Genomic DNA, 17,041 nt, shown 5'->3' on the forward strand with positions numbered 1-17,041 from the left:
TCGCTGTAGGCCGCCAGATCACCGGGTTCGTGCCGCAGGTGTGGCGTCCAGGAACGCGAGCGTGGCCGCAGCGACGACGCGCGGGCCCTCGGCGCGGCCCAGGGAGCCGACGATCGAGGGCACCGGCGGCAGGTACAGGGGCCCGTACGGTCCAGTCGAGGGAGGACGCAGCGGAGGTCGGCGGCCCGGACAGCCGTCCAGTCGGCCGCCAGCCTCCTTGTCCCGGCCCCGCACCACCTCCTCGCCGGTGCGGATATCCGTTTCCGCCAGCCGGAGCGCCTGCGCGAGCATGGCCGGATGAGCGCCCATCCCACCCCCGTACTGATCCTCCTCTGCGGACTCCCCGGCTCAGGCAAGACAACCCTCGCCAAACGGCTCGCACCCGAGATCCCCGCGGTGCGGCTCTGTCCGGACGAGTGGATGGACGACCTCGGCATCGACCTGTTCGACGAGGAGGCGCGGGAGCGGCTGGAGCGGCGGTTCTGGGGGCACGCCCAGGAGCTGCTGAGGCTCGGGCAGGCCGTGGTTCTGGAGTTCGGGTTCTGGGGGCGGGCCGAGCGGGACGAGAAGCGTACGGTCGCGCGGGCGCTCGGGGTCGGCGTCGAGTTGTGGTATCTCGCCGTGCCTGTCGAGGAGTTGGCCCGGCGACTCGAAGCGCGGGGGCGTGGGCCAGGGACCGTTCCGGTCGGGCGGGAGTTGCTTGAGGAGTACGTGAAGGTGTTCCAGGCGCCCGATGAGGAGGAACTGACCCTTTTTGATACCCCCCGGAGGTCCGACCTTTCGGAAGGTGAGTGACGCATCGCCGCACGCCTCTGGACGTGATCGTGATCCACCCTCCAGAATTCCTCCGATGTGTGACACCGGGCCCCACGCCCGTCACGCATCACCCCGCTGTCCCCGGACCCCCAGGAGTCGCTCCGTGTCCAGCCTCAGCCGACGTTCGCTCATGAAGGCCGCCGCCCTCGCCGGAGGCACCGTTGCCTTCGGACTGCCGGGGACGGCACAGGCGTACACCGTCCCCTCGAAGATGGACTGGTGGTACCAGGCGAGGTTCGGGATGTTCATCCACTTCGGCTCGTACTCGTATCTGGGCCACGGCGAGTGGGCGTTCTACAACGAGAACTGGGCCAAGGCCCCGTACCAGAACGAGGTCAGCGCCCACTTCGCGCCGACCTCGTTCAGCGCGGCAGCCATCGCCGAACTCGCCGCGAACGCCGGGATGAAGTACCTCGTGATCACCGCGAAGCACCACGAGGGCTACGCGATGTGGGACTCGGACGTCCCCGGTTTCACGGACACCACCGGCACGAAGGAGTACAACCTCCACGACTACAGCGGCTACCGCCCCGACCTGCTCGCGGAGCTGAAGCGGGAGTGCGAGCGGCGCGGCGTACGGTTCGGCCTCTACTACTCGATCATGGACTGGAACCACTCCTCGCAGACCGCCAACCAGAACAACTTCTCGTCGGTGTCCTCCCTGTCCGCGCGGACCGCGTACATCGCGGACATGAAGGCACAGCTCCAGGAACTCCTGGACCGCTACGACCCGGCGGTCCTGTGGTTCGACGGCGACTGGTGCGGGAACCCGGCGACGCCGACGCTGGACGACTGGTGGGTGGAGGCCGACGGCCGGGACCTGTACGACTGGCTGATCGCCCGCAAGCCGAGCCTGGTCGTCAACGAACGCGTGAAGCGCGACCTGGGCCTCGGCGACTTCGCGTGTCCGGAGGAGAAGGTTCCCCCGGCCCCGCTGGACCGGCCGTGGGAGACCTGCGTGACCATGAACGGCGCCTGGGGCTACAACGAGGCGAAGGAGAACTCGTACCGCTCGGTCCACGCCCTCCTCCAGGAGTTCGTTACCGTCGTCTCCCGCGACGGCAACTACCTCCTGAACATCGGCCCTACGGGAGCGGGGACCGTCACCGCAGGCACGACGAAGGTCCTGACCGCGTTCGGCGCGTGGACGGCCACCTACGGCGACAGCATCTACGGCACCACCGGCAGCCCTTTCCGGACCGAGCCGGCGTGGGGGAAGTTCACCGCGAAGGACGGCAAGCTGTTCGCGCACGTCTTCACCTGGCCGGCCACCGGAACCCTCCAGATCCCGGCGATCCGCAACAGGATCACTCGCGTGTACCTGCTGAACGACCCCACGACCAGCCTCCGCTACCGCCGCACCGGCGACACGATCACCGTGACGGTCCCGGCGACCGCGCCGAACCCGGACGTCTCGGTGGTCTGCGTGGAGGTGTGCGGCAGGCCCGCCACCGTGTAACCGTCCGCTACTTCAGCAGCCCGTGCTTCTTCGCGTACGCGTTCGCCACGTCGTCCGGGTCCTTCTTCTCACCGTCGACCTGCTGGTTCAGCTCGGTCAGGTCGTCGGTGGTGAGGACGTTCCCGAGCCGGGCGAGCGCCTTGCGGACCGTGTCGTCGGCCTTGCGGTCGGCGATGAGTGGGACGACGTGCTGCCCGGGGATGAGGTTCTTGGGGTCGGTCAGGACGACCCACTTGTTGGCGAGGATGTCGGTGTCGGTGGTGAAGAGGTTCGCGACGTCGACGTCCCCCTTCTTCAGCGCGCCCTTGACGAGCGGCCCGGAGGAGTCGAGGGACTTGAACTCCTTGAAGTCGACCCCGTACACCTCCTTCAGCCCGACCACCCCCACCTTGCGCTTCTTGACCTCGGGGGCGGCGCCGATGACCAGCTTGCCGTTCTGCTTGCGCAGGTCGGCGAGCGAGGTCAGCCCGTACTTCTCGGCGGTCTCGCGGGTGACGACGAACGCGTCGGCGTCCTCGGCGAGCCCGTACGGCAGGACCTGGAGCCCGGCGGGCAGGGCGATGGTGAGGGCGTTCTGCATCTCGCCCTCCTCGGTGGCCGTGGCGTTGTGGTCGAGGTAGTCGAGGAGGGCGCCCTGGTACTCGGGCAGGAGGTCGATGTCGCCGCCCTGGAGCGCGGGGATGACGATCTCGCGGGTGCCGAGGTTGGGCCGGACCTTGACCTTGACGCCGGCCTGGGTGAGGACGGCGGCGTAGAGGTAGCCGAGGATCTGGTTCTCGGTGAAGTTGGCGGTGCCGATGGTCAGGCCGCCCTTGCTGGAGCCGCCGCCGGAGGTGTCCGAGCTCTGGTTGTCGAGCGAGGTGATGCCGCCGGAGCAGGAGGCGAGCGCGGGGACGGAGGCCGCGGCGAACAGGCCGCCGAGGAGAGCGCGTCGGTTCATGTGAGGGTTCCCTAGGCGGTGCGGTGGCGGAAGAGGAAGCGCTGGAGGCCGCTGAGCATCAGGTCGAGGACGACGGCGACCGCGGCGACGAGGACCGCGCCGCCGAGGACCTGGACGAGGTCGCGCTGGGCGAGCCCGTCGAAGACGTACCGGCCGAGGCCGCCGAAGGAGACGTACGCGGCGATGGTCGCGGTGGCGACGACCTGGATCAGCGCGAGCCGCAGGCCGGTCATGATCAGGGGGAGCGCGAGGGGCAGCTCGACCTGGAGGAGGACCTGGTGGCCGCGCATCCCCTGGCCGCGCGCCGCGTCCTTCACGTCCGGGTCGACGGCCGTCATCCCGGCGTACGTGTTGGTCACGATGGACGGGACGGCGAGCGCCACCAGCGCGACGTACACCGGCAGCATCGACAGGCCGCCCGCCAGGAAGACCAGGACGACGAGGCCGACGGTCGGCAGGGCGCGGCCGAAGGACGCCAGGTTGATCGCGAGGAAGGCGCCCCTGCCGGTGTGGCCGATGAGCAGGCCCAGCGGGAGGCCGATGGCCGCCGCGACGAGAGTGGCGATCAGCGAGTACTGGAGGTGCTCGGCGAGCCGGTGGGCGATGCCGTCGGTGCCGGACCACTGGGCGCCGCTGGTCAGCCAGGAGCCGAGGTTCTTGAAGAGTTCGTACATGTCAGGCTCGCCGCCTCTTCCACGGGGTGAGGACGTACTGGACGGCGACCAGCGCGGCGTCCGCGACGACGGCGAGCAGGATCGTGAGGACCACGCCCGCGATCACCGGGGTCGGGAAGTCGCGCTGGAAGCCGTCGGTGAAGAGCTGGCCGAGTCCGCCGTCGCCGATGTAGGTGGCGACGGAGACGAGGGAGATCGACATCACGGTGGCGATCCGGACCCCGGCCATGATCACGGGGAGCGCGAGGGGCAGCTCGACGGTGAGCAGGACGCGCAGCGGGCGGGTGCCCATCGCGACGGCCGCCTCCTTGGTCTTCGCGGGCACCGAGTCGAGGCCCTCGACGGTGTTCCGCAGCAGGACGACCAGGGTGTAGACGGTCAGGCCGATGACGGTCGTGGTGCGGGTGAGGCCGCTGACCGGCAGCAGGAGCACGAAGATCGCGATGGACGGGATGGTGAACAGGATGTTGGAGAGCCCGAGGAGGACGCCGCGCAGGGCGCGGACCCGGTGCGCGAGCACGGCCAGCGGCAGCGAGATCAGCAGGCCGAGCAGGACGGCGGTGAGCGCGGCCTGGAGATGGGAGACCGTGAGGGTGGTGAGCTCGTCGGTGTGGTCCGCGATCCAGGACCAGTCGATGCTCACGCGGCCCCGCCCTCGTGCGTGTGGGTCGCCGTCCGCGCCTCGGCGTGGGCGTGGCCCGCGCGGTCGTGGATGTCGTCGCGCGAGCTGACCCCGGTGAGGACGCCGTCGGCGTCGACGCGCGCGACCAGGCCGGTGGGGGAGGCGAGGGACTCGTCCAGCGCGGCGAGCAGGGAGTCCGTGTCGCGCAGCGGCCGTACGGGAAGCTCGGCGTCGCCGGACTTCCAGTGCTGCGGCCTGCGGGCCGCGTCGAGGACGAGTCGCCAGTCGCCGCCCTCGGGGGCCTGGCCCTGCGGGACGTCCGCGAGGTTCTTCAGCGACAGCAGCTTCAGGCCGCGCTCGGCGCCGAGGAACCCGGCCACGAAGTCGTCGGCGGGCTGGGCGAGCAGCTCGGCGGGGGAGGCGCACTGCACGAGGTGGCCGCCGGTGCGGAAGACGGCGATCTTGTCGCCGAGCCGGACGGCCTCGTCGATGTCGTGCGTGACGAAGACGATGGTCTTGCTCAACTCCTTCTGGAGGCGCAGGAGTTCGTCCTGGAGCTGGGTGCGGACGACGGGGTCGACCGCGCCGAAGGGCTCGTCCATGAGCAGGACCGGCGGGTCGGCGGCGAGCGCGCGGGCCACGCCGACGCGCTGCTGCTGGCCGCCGGAGAGCTGGTGGGGGTAGCGCTTGCCGACCTCGGGGGTCAGGCCGACGGTCTCCAGGAGGTCGCCGGCGCGGGCGCGGGCCTTGCGGCGGCCGTGGCCGAGCAGCAGGGGGACGGTCGCGATGTTGTCGAGGACCGTGCGGTGCGGGAAGAGCCCGGACTGCTGGATGACGTAGCCGATGGAGCGGCGCAGGTCGGCCGCGTCCTGGCGGGTGACGTCCTTGCCCGCGACCTCGATGGTGCCGGAGGTCGGCTCCACCATGCGGTTGATCATGCGCAGCGTGGTGGTCTTGCCGCAGCCGGAGGAGCCGACCAGGACGGTCACGCCGCCTTCAGGCATGTCCAGCGTGAGGTCGTGGACCGCTGTCGTGCCGTTGGGGAAGCGCTTGTGGACCGCGTCGAATTGGATCATGTGGTGCCCCTTGCCCGGGATGCATAACGTCATGCAGAGTTCATCGTGACTGAATAACTTGTCAACGGTTCAGCGCTGATCCATCGTGGCGGATGATCGGTGAGTGGGACTAAGTGTCCACATCTGGGAGGTTATCTCTTCAATGTCGTCTCGGATTCTGGACACAGCGAACGGCGTGGTCGTCCTCGACGGCACCGCCCTCGGCGTCCCGGACGTCGTCCGCCTCGCCGACGGCACCGCCCGGCCGGTCCCCGGCACCGACGCGATGCGCCGCACCGCCGACGTCTGGGACGCCGCCCGCCAGATCGCCGCGACCGGACGCGTCTACGGCCGCTCCACCGGCGTCGGCGCCAACCGCGGCGAGGACGTCCCCACCGAGGAGGCCGCCGCCCATGGCCTCCGCCTCCTGCGCAGCCACGCCGGAGCCATCGGCGAGGAACTCCCCGCCCGGCAGGTCCGCGCGATGCTCGCCGTCCGCGCCAACCAGATCCTCGCCGGCGGGGCCGGCCTGCGCCCCGACGTCGTCACCGCGCTGTGCGAGGCGCTGGAGAGCGGCGCCTATCCGGTCGTCAACGAGTTCGGATCGGTCGGCACCGGAGACCTCGCGGCCCTCGCCCAAGTCGGACTCGCGCTGGCCGGCGAACACCCCTGGCGCGGCGACGGCGCACCCGAACCCCAGCCCCTCGACAACAACGACGCGCTGGCCCTCATCAGCAGCAACGCCCTGACCCTGGGCCAAGCCGCCCTGGCCGTCGCCGAGTTGCGCGGACTGCTGGAGGCCACCCAGGTCGTCGCCGCGCTCTCCCTGCTCGCCGTGGACGGCTCCCACGAGGCGTACGCCGCCCCCGTGCACGCGGCCCGCCCGCACCGGGGGTCCGTCGAAGTCGCCCGCCGGATGCGGGAGTTGATCGGCGCCGAGGACCGCCCCGTACCGCCCCTCGGGCGCATCCAGGACCCCTACGGCTTCCGCTGCCTGCCCCAGATCCACGGCCCCGCGCACGAAGCCGCCGACGCCCTGGAGGCCGTCCTCGGCATCGAGATCAACGCGGCTGCCGAGAACCCCCTCATCTGCCCCGAGGACCAGACCGCCTACCACCACGGCGGCTTCTACCAGGCCCAACTCGCCCTCGCCCTGGACCACTTCAGGCTATCGCTGGTCCAGGTCGCCCGCCTCTCCACCGCCCGCCTCTCCACCCTCAACGAACCCGCCTACACCCGCCTGCGCCCCTTCCTCGCCGAGGACCGGCCCGGCTCCTCCGGCGTGATGATCCTGGAGTACGCCGCCGGCGCCGCCCTCGGCGACCTGCGCGCCTTCTGCGCCCCCGCCTCCCTCGGCCACGCCGTGCTCTCCCGGGGCGTCGAGGAACAGGCCAGCTTCGCGTCCCTCGCCGCCCGGCAGGCCCTGCGCGCCGGCGAGGCGTACCGGCTCGTCGTGGGGTGCGAACTCGTCGCCGCCGTACGGGCGTTGCGGCTGCGTGACCTGCGCCCCGAAGCGGATCTGCCGGTCGCGCGGGCGCTGGCGCTGGCGGAGAAGGTCCTCGACGCCGAACACGCCGACCGTCCCCTCACGGACGACGTGGGCGCGGCGGCCCGGCTGCTGGGCCGGTTCACGGAGATCTGGCGGACCGGCGAGGCGTCAAGTGGGGCCTGACCGGCCTCACTTGAGCCCAGAGTGCGCCAGCCCCTCCACGAACTGCCGCTGAGCGACGACGAAGACGACCAGCACCGGCAGCACGGTCATGGTGGCGGCGGCCAGTTGGGTGTTCCACATCTCGCCGCCGTAGGAGTCCGTGAACCGGGTCAGGGCCTGCGGGAGCGTGAACAGCTCGGGCGAGGTCAGGTACACCGTCGGTTCGAGGTACAGGTTCCACGACGTCAGGAACGTCAGGATCGCGACCGCCGACAGCGCCGGTCTGGCCAGCGGCAGGAAGATCCGCCACCAGATCGCCGGCCGCCCGAGCCCGTCGAGCCGCCCCGCCTCCTCCAGCTCGGCGGGCAGCGCGATGAAGAACTGCCGCATGATGAAAGTGGCCAGCACACAGGGCCCGGCGAGCGCGGTGACCAGGATCAGCGGCCAGTGCGTGTTGATCATCCCGACCTGTTTGAACATCTGGAACAACGGGACGATCGTCACCTCGCTGGGCACCAGCAGCCCCGCCAGCACGACCAGGAACAGGGCGTTGGCCCCGGGGAACCTGATCCGCGCGAACGCGTACCCGGCGAGACTCGACACCAGCAGCGTGATCAGCGTCACCAGGACGCCGATATAGACACTGTTCGCGTACTGCCGGGCGAACGGCTGGAAGCTGAACGCCTCCCGGTACGCGGAGAACGTCGGATCGGACGTCCACAGCGACGGCGGCGCCTTGAAGATCTCCGGCAGCGGCTTCACCGACGCCGCGACCATCCACACCGTCGGCACCACGAACGGGATCGCCAGCACCCCGAGCGCCACCACCAGAAGCACCCGCCGCAGCACGGGACTCGGCCTACTCCTCATGGAACACCCACTTCCGGCGCAACTGCCACTGCACCAGCGTCAGCAGCATGACGAACGACAACAGCATCAGCGCGAGCGTCGAGCCGTACCCGATGTGGTTGAACTCGAACGCCTGCTGGAAGACGTAGTAGACGAGCACGGTCGTGCTCAACTCCGGCCCGCCACCGGTCAGTACGGCGATCTGCGCGAACGACTGGAGCGCCCCGACGACCGTGATGATCGCCGTCAGCAGCAGCGTCGGCGAGATCAGCGGCAGCGTGATCCGCGTGAAGATCGCCCTGCTCCCCGCGCCGTCGATGCGCGCGGCCTCGTACAGCTGCGTCGGCACACCTTGCAGCGCGGCGAGGAAGAGCACCATGTTGACGCCGACGCTGCGGACCACCTGCGTGACGATCACGGAGACCATCGCGGTGTCGCCGTGCTGGAGCCAGTTCGGCCCGCTGATGCCGACGCTGTCGAGGAGGCTGTTGATCGCGCCGTTGTCCTGGAGGAGGAACCCCCAGACGAGGGTCCACGCCACGACGGACACGACGACGGGGGAGAAGAACAGGGTCCGGAAGAACGTCGCGCCCCGGAACCGACGGTTGAGGAGGACCGCGAGCAGCAGCCCCAGGCCGATGTTGAGGACCACGACCCCGCCGCAGAAGAGCGCGGTCGCGCCGAGCACGGACGGGAGCTGGGGGTCGTCGGCGAGGGCCGCGTAGTTGTCGGCGCCGACGAAGGTCTGCTCGCCGGTGAAGACGTTCCAGTCGTTGAGGCTGTACCAGACCGCCAGCCCGACCGGGATCAGCACGAACAGCAGGACCCCGACGAGCTGCGGCGCGATGAACAGGTAGCCGGCGAGGACGTCCCGGCGGCGGGTCGTCCAGTACGGCGGCTTGGCGGTGGTGCCGGGGGCCTTGGCCTGCACCCGCGAAGGCGTGAGCGTGGCCATGGCTACTTGGCCAGGACCGGTTCGATCGCGGAACAGACCGACTTCAGTACGGCGGGAACGTCCGCGTCGGCCTTCCACATCGCGTCCAGCGCCGTCTTGCCGCGCTGGGCGATCTCGGCGGGGTTGGTGTGGTTGGGGAGGGTGACGGCGTCCGGGAGCTGGTCGACCACGGCCGTCTGGAGCTGCTCGGCGCTCAGGACCTTGTTGTCGGCGGCGAGCTTCGCGCCGGTCAGCAGGGACTTGCGCGGCGGCGGGAAGAAGCGCGCGAGCTTCGCCGAGTTCACGGGGTTGGTCAGGTAGGCGAGGAAATCCGTGGCCTGCGTCTTGTGCTTGCTCGCGGACAGGACGCCCACCCCGGCCTGGCCGATGACCGAGTGCTGCCCGGCCGGACCCGCCGGGAGCGGGTACAGGGCGTACTTGAACTTGCCGGTGAGTAGCGAGGCGCGAGAGACCTGGGCGACGGTGAACGCGGAGTCACCGGCGAAGAAGTCGGCCGTCGTCCCCGGCCCCGGCATCGCCTTCGACTTGAACGCCGCGTCGTGCAGGAACGTGAACGCCTGCCGCATCTGCGGGCTGGTGAACGTGCACTTCTTGCCGTCCTCGCTCCACGCGGAGGCCCCGAAGCCAGTCCACACCGTGGCGAGGGTGTTCCACGCCTTGTAGTCGAAGTCCCGGACGACGAAACCGGCCTTGCCGGTCGACTTGTTCACGGCGGCCCCGGCGGCGGCGACCCGGTCCCACGTCAGGTTCTTCGGGTCGACCTTCTGGTCGGCCTTCGCCAGCAGGTCCGTGTTGACGTACAGCGCGAACGGCGACGTCGAGAACGGGTACGCGTACAGCGTGCCGTCCCGGCTGAACTCCTTGGTGGCGCTGGCCTCCAGGTCGTCGTACTGCCAGTCGGCGGTCGACTTCAGCTTGTCGGTGAGGCCCACCAGCGCGTCGGCGGCGATCAGGTCCCGCGACAGGTCGCCCATCCAGACCAGGTCGGGGGCGTTGCCGCCGGCGATCTGGGTGGTGAGGGTCGTGTTGTAGGCGTCGAAGGGCAGGCTCTCGAAGGTGATCGACGCGACGTCGGGGTGCTGCGCGCGGTAGGCGGCGGCGATCGAGTCGAACAGCTTGAGCTGGTCCTGGTTCGAGGTCCAGACCGTCATCCGGAGCTTGACGTCCTTGGCGTCCGTGGACCCGGAGCCGTCGGTGGAAGCGCTGCAAGCCGCTGTCACCATCAGCGCGAGGGCGCCGACCAGCGTTCTGGTTCTGTTCATGGCGTGCGTCTTTCGTCTGGGAGTTGGCTAGTACCCGGCGATCTCGGGCCAGTGGAGTTCGATCCCGGCCCCGGTCAACCGGCCCTGGAGGCGCTCGACGAGCTGCTCGTCCGCCGCCACCTGCCGAGGGCTCAGGCCGAGGTCGAGGCAGTACGCCACGAGCTCCCCGGCCGACTCACCGACGTTCCACTCGACCGGGTGCAGCCGGTAGGCGCCGTTGGTGATGTGGGTGGTGCCGATGTTCTTGGCGGCCGGCACCAGATTGCGGGTGGATACGGGTACGAGGGCACCGAGCGGTATCTCGAACGGCGCGCACTCGACGTCGATGTAGTTGTCGCCGCCGGTCGAGGGGTGCAGGTCGATCCGGTACATCCCGACCCCCACCGACCCCTCGAACCGCGCGGGCCCGGCGTCGCCCCGGACCTTGACGGAGACGTCCTGCTCCCGCACGGTCGTCAGCGCCCTGATCCGCCGCGACTCGCGGATGTACGGCGCCTGCGCGAACCCGTCGGCCGTACCGACCAGGTCCCCGCGCAGCCTGAGCCCCGGCCAGCCCCGCCCCCCGTCAGGGCGGGGCGCCTCGGTCTGGAGCCAGTACACGTACGCCCGGGACTGAGCCTTCGCGGCGTCCAGATGGAGCTGCCGGTCACCGGTGTCGATGATCGAGCCGCCCACGTAGTCGAGCTGCGGCCAGTTGGCCAGCACGATGTCACTCTCGTAGAACCCGTCGGCGAAGTTCTGCCGGGCGGCGATCCGCCGGAACTGCCACAGATCCCGGTCCCCGGCGTCGAACCGGGGATCCCCGGTGGCATCCCCCTCCGGGTTGACGTTCATCGTCCGCTGCTCCGGCACGAGGGTGCGCGGGTTCGGCGCCGTGAACGACAGCATCGGCGCACCCCAGAAGGGCAGTTCGAAGGACCGCCAGTACTCGTAGTCGTCCGGCCGCTCGATGGTGTGGTCCCCGGCGACGTGGTCGAAGACGAAGCACCACGCGATCGACTGCACGTTCCCGGGATCGGCCGTCTCGGGCGCGCTCGGCTCCCCGGTCTCGGACCGCGCCTCGGCCCCGACGACGTACGCGGTCCCCGTCAGCGGCAGCAGATCGCCGGTCTCGGTGCCGTCGAGGACGTACTCGGCGGCGATCACGGTCTCGGCGCCGGTGTGCGGATCGGCGACGGTGACGCTGCGGACCACGTCGTCGCGTACGTCGGCGGCGACCGGGACCGCCGGTTGCAGGACGGTGAGGCGGCCGGTCGAGCGGTACGGCGCGAGGAGCGCGGTGATCACCGCGTGCGCGACCCGGGGCTCGTGGCACAGCCTGCTCACCCGGCCGCGCCCCGGGTTGAGTTCGCGGTCGGCGCGGGCGGCGGCGGTCAGGGGGTAGTGGTCGCGGTAGTAGCGGCGGATGTCCTCCCGCAGCGCCCGGTAGCGCGCGGTGACGCCGAACTGCTCGACCCAGATGTGCTCGTCGGGCGGCACGGCCTGCGAGGTCAACTGGCCGCCGAGCCAGTCGTACTCCTCGGTCAGCACCACCCGCCGGCCCCGCTCGAGCAGCGCCAGCGCGGCGGCGATGGCACCGAGACCCCCGCCGACGATCGCCACCTCGGTCGTGATCCGGCCGGTCATGACGTCGACTCCGTCCGCGCGACGATGGTGTCCCCGGGCTCGACCTCGGCGACCAGCAACCGCTCCTTCTCCAGCCCGTCCCACTCCTGCGGGTCGGTGGAGATCAGGAGCTGGAGCAGGTCGAGCGCCTCGGCCGCCAACCGCTGCCGGGGCACATGGAACCCGGCGAGCGTCCGCCCCTCCACCCGATGACCACGCACCTCACCGAGCGCGGCGACCGAGATCTCCTCCGGTACGGCGACCCCGGCCCCGAACAGCGCGTGCGCGACGTCCTCGGCCAGGAACGCGTCCTCCGCGATGATCAGCGTGGCCCCGGTCGCCCGCGCCAGCCGGGGCAGGTCGGCGATCCGCTCCTCGCCGACCAGCAGGAACGCCAGCCGCCCCTGCGCCGAGGCGGCCTCGACGGCGTCGCGCCGGTCCCGCGCGGTCGGCGTGTCGCGGCCCCGGTGGACGTACAGCGCCTGCTCGTGACCGATGGCTGCGGCCTGGTCGATCAGCGCGGCCGTCGGGGTCGTGTAGTCGATGGCGACGTACGGCACGGGGGCGGCCGTCTCGTCCCGGCGGCCGATCGCCACGAACGGGAACTGCTCGGCTACCAGCCGCTCCAGCTCGGAGGCGACCATCTGCTGGCCCAGCAGGACACAGCCGTCGGTGAGCCTGAGGCGCGTCTTGCGGTGGAAGAGGCTGCGCGTGCCGTTCTCGACCGGCGAGGACGTGAAGAACAGCAGGTCCCAGCCGATCTGCTCGGCGGCCCGCTCGATGCCGTTCAGGAGCGGGCCGTAGAAGTCCATGCTCTCCGGGGAGAGCGCCGCCTCGTACGTGAAGACGCCGATGATCTGGTTGTCGAGACCGGCGAGCCTGCGGGCGGCGGGGTCGGCGACGTAGGCGAGCTGCTCCATGGCCTGCTTGACCCGCGCCCGGGTGGCCTCGGGGACCCGCACGTTCGAGCCGTCGCGGTCGTTCAGCACCACCGACACGGTGGTCTGACTGACGCCCGCCAGCTCCGCGATCTCGCGTTGCGTGACACGGCGAGGTCTCGACGCCATCGCTCCTCCATCGTGATAATGCCTATCTTCAATCTCTGAGCGATGACCGTAGTTCACGCCAGGTCCCCTGACAAGTACCCGTTGACAGCAGAGTGACCGGCTGGAAACGTGTCGTTAACGAATCTGAAGATAGGCATTATCACTGGAGTAGCTGATGACCTTCTCCCGATCCCACCTCGACCGCCGGGGCTTCCTCGGCGCGGCCCTCGCCGCAGGCGTCGTCCTCGTCGCCGAGTCCACCCCCGTCACCGCGTACGCGGCGGCGGGCGACGTCACGCTGACCGCCGGGGGCATCAGCCTGCTGGCCAGTCCCGGCGGCCGGCTCGCGATCCGCGACGGCGCCGGAGTCACCCGGTCCGCCGGGTCGAAGTTCCAGGTCAAGGACAGCGTCACCGGCATCCATGTCTCGACCGGCGGCACCCCGACCCTGAGCGCGCTCCCGGACGGCACTCCGGCGATCCGCATGGACTACACCTTCGACACCGCCGTCACCGTGACCGGCTGGTTCAGCGTCAGCACCTCGCACGCCGCCCTGGAATGGCACGTCACCGGCGCGGCGACCCTCGTCCCCGACGGTTTTCTGTTCAGCCGCGCGATCCAGGCGCCGACCGCACCCGACGACTACATCCCGGTCACCGAATGGGTCCGCGACGAGGGTGGCGGCATCCCGTACGAGGAGACCCTCGGCGTCGCCCACACCTCCACCTGGGGCACCGCCCTGCACGGCCTGTTCCTCCTCGACCGCTCCCGCCAGGCCTGGACGAACGCGACCTGGATCCACGCCCCGGGGACGGCCGCTTTTGGCGGAGGCTGGACCAGCCGCGCCGACTTCTACTTCTCCGAGACCCGCCCCTCGGCCACCGCCACCATCGGCCGGGGGCGCGAACTAGGCCTCGAACTCACCACGAACCGCGACTTCAACCTCTACGACACCCCCGGCGAACAGATCGCGCTCACCGCCCTCGTCGCCAACGGCGGCGCGGCCAAGACCGTCGAACTGGAGCTGTGGGTAAGGAGCTTCGACGGCGTAATGCTCGCCGCGACGACCGTGACCGGCACCGTCGCCGCCGACTCCACCTGGGGGCACACCTTCACCCTGGGGGCGCCCGCCTCCGGTATCGCCCTCGCCGAGGTCGCCGTCAGATCGGGCGGCGACGAGGCGTTCGCCCGCACCAACCTCGCGGTGCTGCCGCCGTACACCTACCAGGCCGGCGCGGGCAGCATGTTCGGCATGGCCAACTACCCCTGGCTGCAACGCCCGAACGCCACCGCCGTGCTCGACCTGTGGCAGAAGGCGGGCGTCAGCCTGGTGCGGATCGCGTACGACGGCGGGCCCGGGCTGCCGCCCGCCGCCTTCGACGCGCGCGGGATGCGGCACAACATCGAACTCCAGCCGTCGCTTGAGGTCACCGATGCCGTGGCGGCCGGGTGGGCGGCGGACAACCTGGCGGTCGCCGTCGGCGCGGGCGCCGGGTACTTCGAGGTCGGCAATGAGCTGAACCGGCCCTTCAACACCGGTGACGCGGCACAGAGTTACCTCGACAAGGCGCTGCGCCCCGTCTTCGACCGGCGTGCGGCCACCGGCGCCACGATGAAGCTGATGAACAACGGCCTGGCCGGGATGGACAAGCCGTGGGTGGAGAACTTCATCGCGGCAGGTGGCTGGGACCTCATCGACGCCTTCGCCTACCACCCGGGGCGCGGCAACTTCACCCCCGACTACATTCCGCCGGGCGACAGTTGGAGCACCGGGGGCGACGGCACGTACTGGAACTTCTACGGCGGGCTGCGCCAGCTGAAGGCGCTGATGGCGCAGCACGGCGAGAAGGAGATCTGGCTCACCGAGGCGTACGCGCCGACGAAGCCCAACAGTTGGTGGCACGACACGTATCGGCATGCCGCCGAGAACGTGTTCCTGACGCTCGCGCTCGCCAAGGCCGAGGGCGTCAAGTGCGTGTGCTGGTACCAGTTCCACGACAGCGTCCTCGGTATGCCGCAGGTCGCCGATCCCGACAACGTCGAGTACCACTACGGCCTCATGAACCGCGATCTCAGCCCGAAGCCGTCGCTCCTCGCCTACGCGAACGCCGCCCGCACGCTCGACCAGGCCACCTTTCGGGGGAAGTTGACCTTCGCCGACCCGAAGACGTTCGGCCTGTGGTTCGACACGCCTGGCGGACCGGCGGTCGTCCTGTGGAACCGGGCCGACGGCTATCTCCTCAACACGGCGGGCCAGCGCACCGATTGGCACTTCCCCGCCCCCGAGGTGTGGACCGATCCCTGGCCCACCAAGACCTCCCTCGTGGCCGCCGCGCCGGGTGCTGTCCGGCAGGTGGACGCCGTCGGGCAGGTCCGGCAGATTCCCGTCACGAACGGGAAGGCTTCGCTGACACTGGACGGGGCGCCGAGGATCTACTACGGCCTCGTGCCGCGTACGGACAACACACTCGCCTGACGCCCGAAGGAGCCCCGCTGTGTCCACTCCTCCCTGGTGGCGCGACGCCGTCATCTACCAGGTCTACATCCGCAGTTTCGCCGACGGGAACGGGGACGGTGTCGGCGATATCGCCGGGATCCGGTCCCGGCTGCCGTACCTCAAGTCCCTTGGCGTGGACGCGCTGTGGATCAACCCCTGGTACAAGTCGCCGATGGCCGACCATGGTTACGACGTCGCCGACTACCGTGAGATCGACCCGTTGTTCGGGACGGTTGCCGAGGCCGAGCAACTCATCGACGAGGCGCATGCGTTGGGGATCCGGATCGTGCCGGACATCGTGCCGAACCATTCCTCCGACCAACATGCTTGGTTCCAGGCGGCGTTGGCTGCGGGGCCTGGTAGTCCGGAACGCGAGCGGTACATCTTCCGGCCCGGACGGGGGCCTGACGGGGCGCTGCCGCCCAATGGCTGGGACTCCCGGTTCGGTGGGCCTGCCTGGACGCGGGTCGCCGATGGGGAGTGGTATCTCCACCTCTTCACTCCGCAGCAGCCGGATGTGAACTGGCAACACCCGGACGTGCACGCCGAGTTCGAGTCCGTCCTGCGGTTCTGGTTCGACCGGGGCGTGGACGGGTTCCGTATCGACGTCGCGCACGGTCTGGTCAAGGATCCCGAACTCCCCGAGGTTTCCGAGGGTGTTGTCCATCCCTTCTGGGACCGTGACGAGGTCCACGACATCTACCGCGCGTGGCGCAGGCTCGCCGACGAATACCCCGGCGACCGTGCCTTCGTCGCCGAGGCGTGGACGGATACGCCGGAACGCCTCGCCGCGTACGTCCGACCCGACGTCCTGCACACCGCCTTCAACTTCGACTTCCTGATGACCGATTGGGACGCGAAGGACCTGCGCGCGGTCATCGACGACACGCTTGCGACGCTGGGGGCGGTGGGGGCTCCGGCCACCTGGGTGCTGTCCAACCATGACGTGATGCGCCACGCCAGCCGGTACGGGCGCAAGGCCGCGCGGAAGTGGGTGGCGAACGAGTCGTACGTCCCGGCGGGCCCGGCGGACCTTGCCCTCGGGACCCGCCGCGCGCGGGCCGCTGCGCTGCTGACCCTTGCGCTGCCCGGCGGGGCGTATGTCTACCAGGGGGAGGAGCTGGGGCTGCCCGAGGTGGAGGACCTTCCCGAGGGTGTCCTTCAGGACCCCGTGTGGGAGAGGTCCGGGCACACGGAGCGGGGGCGGGACGGGTGCCGGGTGCCGATTCCATGGTCGGGGTCGGGGACGCCGTACGGCTTCAGCCCTGCGGGTGCCGCTGCGCCATGGCTGCCGCAGCCTGACGACTGGGCGCCGCGTACGGTGGCCGCGCAGAGCGGGGACGCGGACTCGATGCTGGAGCTGTACCGGGCGGCTCTGCGGATACGCCGCGAGCAACCTGCCCTGGGGGACGGCGAGTTGACGTGGCTGGACGACACGGTGCCGGCCGGTGTTCTGGCGTTCCGCCGTGAACCGGGGTTCGTGTGCGTGGTGAACCTGTCGGGGGAGCCGCACGAGTTGCCGGAACACGCCGAGATCTTGCTGACGAGCGGGCCGATCGAGGGGGACGCGCTGGCGCCGGACCAGGCGGTGTGGCTCGCGGTGTAGATGA

Annotated in this window: 14 protein-coding genes and 1 pseudogene; 5 read left to right on the plus strand and 10 right to left on the minus strand. The window is 70.3% G+C overall.

The annotated features are described in order from the left end of the window. Window positions 1–18: 18 nt before the first annotated feature. Window positions 19–309 carry a hypothetical protein gene (locus J8M50_RS23640; protein WP_010355851.1) on the minus strand — a complete coding sequence of 97 codons (291 nt, stop codon included), beginning with the start codon at window positions 307–309 and terminating at the stop codon, window positions 19–21. Here J8M50_RS23640 and J8M50_RS23645 point away from each other — a divergent pair. Next, window positions 298–795, plus strand: coding sequence for a P-loop nucleotide/nucleoside kinase family protein (locus J8M50_RS23645; protein WP_010355852.1), 498 nt, complete (start codon window positions 298–300; stop codon window positions 793–795). The two genes, J8M50_RS23640 and J8M50_RS23645, sit on opposite strands and share 12 nt — an antisense overlap. A 124-nt stretch (window positions 796–919) precedes the next feature. After that, window positions 920–2,272: pseudogene (locus J8M50_RS23650) on the plus strand (alpha-L-fucosidase); the annotation flags it as partial. A gap of 10 nt (window positions 2,273–2,282) precedes the next feature. Here the strand turns inward: J8M50_RS23650 and J8M50_RS23655 are convergent. The 4 genes from J8M50_RS23655 to J8M50_RS23670 are packed head-to-tail and all read right to left on the minus strand — an operon-like array spanning window position 2,283 to window position 5,587. Next, entirely contained in the window at window positions 2,283–3,215 is a 933-nt protein-coding gene (locus J8M50_RS23655) for an ABC transporter substrate-binding protein (RefSeq protein ID WP_010355854.1), read from the minus strand. 11 nt (window positions 3,216–3,226) lie between these two features. Next, window positions 3,227–3,889: an ABC transporter permease gene (locus J8M50_RS23660; protein WP_010355855.1), complete on the minus strand. Its 663-nt coding sequence runs from the start codon at window positions 3,887–3,889 to the stop codon at window positions 3,227–3,229. Between the two features lies 1 nt (window position 3,890). After that, the gene (locus J8M50_RS23665) at window positions 3,891–4,532 is read right to left on the minus strand and encodes an ABC transporter permease (RefSeq protein WP_010355856.1); all 642 of its coding nucleotides are present in this window, start codon (window positions 4,530–4,532) and stop codon (window positions 3,891–3,893) included. Beyond that, window positions 4,529–5,587, minus strand: a complete 1,059-nt coding sequence (locus J8M50_RS23670) for an ABC transporter ATP-binding protein (protein ID WP_010355857.1) — start codon at window positions 5,585–5,587, stop codon at window positions 4,529–4,531. Before J8M50_RS23670 ends, J8M50_RS23665 begins: the two co-directional genes overlap by 4 nt. Window positions 5,588–5,729: 142 nt before the next feature. Between J8M50_RS23670 and J8M50_RS23675 the strand changes: the two genes are divergently transcribed. Next, entirely contained in the window at window positions 5,730–7,238 is a 1,509-nt protein-coding gene (locus J8M50_RS23675) for an aromatic amino acid ammonia-lyase (RefSeq protein ID WP_010355858.1), read from the plus strand. Window positions 7,239–7,244: 6 nt separating this feature from the next. Here the strand turns inward: J8M50_RS23675 and J8M50_RS23680 are convergent, their stop codons facing one another. From J8M50_RS23680 to J8M50_RS23700, 5 genes are read right to left on the minus strand one after another with little or no spacing between them, the layout of a single operon-like run. Then, window positions 7,245–8,087 (minus strand): carbohydrate ABC transporter permease, encoded by an 843-nt coding sequence (locus tag J8M50_RS23680; protein WP_029184145.1) that lies wholly within the window; start codon window positions 8,085–8,087, stop codon window positions 7,245–7,247. Next, window positions 8,077–9,021: a carbohydrate ABC transporter permease gene (locus J8M50_RS23685; RefSeq protein ID WP_010355860.1), complete on the minus strand. Its 945-nt coding sequence runs from the start codon at window positions 9,019–9,021 to the stop codon at window positions 8,077–8,079. The genes J8M50_RS23680 and J8M50_RS23685 overlap by 11 nt, the downstream gene beginning before the upstream one ends. A gap of 2 nt (window positions 9,022–9,023) precedes the next feature. Then, entirely contained in the window at window positions 9,024–10,283 is a 1,260-nt protein-coding gene (locus J8M50_RS23690) for an ABC transporter substrate-binding protein (protein WP_010355861.1), read from the minus strand. Window positions 10,284–10,310: 27 nt separating this feature from the next. After that, window positions 10,311–11,909, minus strand: a complete 1,599-nt coding sequence (locus tag J8M50_RS23695) for an FAD-dependent oxidoreductase (protein ID WP_010355862.1) — start codon at window positions 11,907–11,909, stop codon at window positions 10,311–10,313. Beyond that, window positions 11,906–12,955 (minus strand): LacI family DNA-binding transcriptional regulator, encoded by a 1,050-nt coding sequence (locus J8M50_RS23700; RefSeq protein ID WP_010355863.1) that lies wholly within the window; start codon window positions 12,953–12,955, stop codon window positions 11,906–11,908. The genes J8M50_RS23695 and J8M50_RS23700 overlap by 4 nt, the downstream gene beginning before the upstream one ends. A gap of 154 nt (window positions 12,956–13,109) precedes the next feature. Here J8M50_RS23700 and J8M50_RS23705 point away from each other — a divergent pair, with 154 nt between their 5' ends. Beyond that, window positions 13,110–15,410: a hypothetical protein gene (locus J8M50_RS23705; protein WP_010355865.1), complete on the plus strand. Its 2,301-nt coding sequence runs from the start codon at window positions 13,110–13,112 to the stop codon at window positions 15,408–15,410. Between the two features lie 19 nt (window positions 15,411–15,429). Beyond that, window positions 15,430–17,037 carry a glycoside hydrolase family 13 protein gene (locus J8M50_RS23710; RefSeq protein WP_010355866.1) on the plus strand — a complete coding sequence of 536 codons (1,608 nt, stop codon included), beginning with the start codon at window positions 15,430–15,432 and terminating at the stop codon, window positions 17,035–17,037. Window positions 17,038–17,041: the final 4 nt, after the last annotated feature.

Origin of the sequence: Streptomyces acidiscabies (assembly GCF_020010905.1) — a bacterium.
GTDB classification, from domain to species: domain Bacteria; phylum Actinomycetota; class Actinomycetes; order Streptomycetales; family Streptomycetaceae; genus Streptomyces; species Streptomyces acidiscabies.

Bases quoted from the DNA above. Each gene is read 5' to 3' on its own strand.
- J8M50_RS23690 (WP_010355861.1), bottom strand. From the start codon at position 10,283: ATGAACAGAACCAGAACGCTGGTCGGCGCCCTCGCGCTGATGGTGACA.
- J8M50_RS23640 (WP_010355851.1), bottom strand. From the start codon at position 309: ATGGGCGCTCATCCGGCCATGCTCGCGCAGGCGCTCCGGCTGGCGGAA.
- J8M50_RS23705 (WP_010355865.1), top strand. From the start codon at position 13,110: ATGACCTTCTCCCGATCCCACCTCGACCGCCGGGGCTTCCTCGGCGCG.
- J8M50_RS23660 (WP_010355855.1), bottom strand. From the start codon at position 3,889: ATGTACGAACTCTTCAAGAACCTCGGCTCCTGGCTGACCAGCGGCGCC.
- J8M50_RS23645 (WP_010355852.1), top strand. From the start codon at position 298: ATGAGCGCCCATCCCACCCCCGTACTGATCCTCCTCTGCGGACTCCCC.
- J8M50_RS23655 (WP_010355854.1), bottom strand. From the start codon at position 3,215: ATGAACCGACGCGCTCTCCTCGGCGGCCTGTTCGCCGCGGCCTCCGTC.
- J8M50_RS23700 (WP_010355863.1), bottom strand. From the start codon at position 12,955: ATGGCGTCGAGACCTCGCCGTGTCACGCAACGCGAGATCGCGGAGCTG.
- J8M50_RS23695 (WP_010355862.1), bottom strand. From the start codon at position 11,909: ATGACCGGCCGGATCACGACCGAGGTGGCGATCGTCGGCGGGGGTCTC.
- J8M50_RS23680 (WP_029184145.1), bottom strand. From the start codon at position 8,087: ATGAGGAGTAGGCCGAGTCCCGTGCTGCGGCGGGTGCTTCTGGTGGTG.
- J8M50_RS23685 (WP_010355860.1), bottom strand. From the start codon at position 9,021: ATGGCCACGCTCACGCCTTCGCGGGTGCAGGCCAAGGCCCCCGGCACC.
- J8M50_RS23675 (WP_010355858.1), top strand. From the start codon at position 5,730: ATGTCGTCTCGGATTCTGGACACAGCGAACGGCGTGGTCGTCCTCGAC.
- J8M50_RS23670 (WP_010355857.1), bottom strand. From the start codon at position 5,587: ATGATCCAATTCGACGCGGTCCACAAGCGCTTCCCCAACGGCACGACA.